This is a genomic window from Pseudoalteromonas sp. NBT06-2, assembly GCF_002276045.1.
Classification (GTDB): domain Bacteria; phylum Pseudomonadota; class Gammaproteobacteria; order Enterobacterales; family Alteromonadaceae; genus Pseudoalteromonas.
Genome location: NZ_NQMR01000374.1, coordinates 1 through 1,090, shown reverse-complemented (window position 1 = coordinate 1,090; position 1,090 = coordinate 1). Strand labels below are relative to the sequence as shown.

The following is a 1,090-nucleotide window of genomic DNA, read 5'->3' as shown; positions in this document are numbered from 1 at the left end:
GAGTTGTTAGTTTTTATCATTGATACACAAGCCGCCTGATTAGCGGGACAAGCAAAATTGGTGCGCTAGGAATAGTGATGTCCAATGAGACTGGTCGTATATGGGAAGTAATTGTAGTCAAGTTTGGTAGATTGCCTTTGTGCTAGAACGCCAAACCCTAAGATGAAAGTTACCACAATGTTTGGAAAATGAGCGGTGGCTATAAGGCGCACTATACTAGATTACAAATTAGCATTGTGTCACTAACGATGGTGATGTGAAGTATGCAGGAGCCGTATACGAGGTCCGTACGTGCGGTTCTGTGAGAGGGATGAGGCATGAGCATCACCCTACTCGATATTTAGCTTAAATTAATGATGATTTTAATTTACAAAGTAGTTTTTCAATTAAAAACAGGCTACCACCAATAGCACCTATTAAATGTGCCTCGATTGCTACTCTTGCATTTATTAGTGCACCCACATCCACATTTGGCCCTGAGTATTGCTCCCATAAAACTTTGCACCAAACACCAATAAATAATAAATACCCTGTTTTCATTCCTGCGTTGACATCTTTAATTGCACCAAAAATGATCACACCATGTAATAAACCACTTAAACCCGTATAAATATGGGTTTGAGGATAAAATTTGTATAAACCTAAGCCACAAAATAGTGCTAAAAATAGGATGTTAAATGTATACCTTTTCGGTGACGTATGCTCTGCGTGTAATGCCCAAATCAATATAATTCCTCCACAATTTAATAACAGATGATACCAATTAGAATGCACAAATTGACCTGTTAAAATTCGCCAAATTTGGCCCTCTTGTATCAGTGAACGGTCAAATTCGAGTAACGGATTTAATGAAAGAGATGCAAAAGAAAAGCTAATCAGAATCAGAAAAAACGGCGGTAAAATGTATTTTTTATTTAAAGGTAAATCTAGCATTAAAATCCTAAAAAGTATGAAAAAATAAAAGTTATTTAAAGTTTTGCATATTCTGACTCTTTAACATTAAAATGCAAAGATAGAGTTAATAAAAAAGTAAAATTAATTAGTTGTGAGCTTGCGGCGAGATAGCTTGACTTTATCAATCAACCGATTC

1 protein-coding gene is annotated in these 1,090 nt (G+C 35.7%); it reads right to left on the bottom strand.

What is annotated here, in order from left to right; all coding sequences use genetic code 11:
- Positions 1-345: 345 nt before the first annotated feature.
- On the bottom strand, positions 346-933 hold the full coding sequence (gene rrtA / locus CJF42_RS26135) for a rhombosortase (protein WP_095369391.1): 588 nt from the start codon (positions 931-933) through the stop codon (positions 346-348).
- Positions 934-1,090 lie beyond the last annotated feature (157 nt).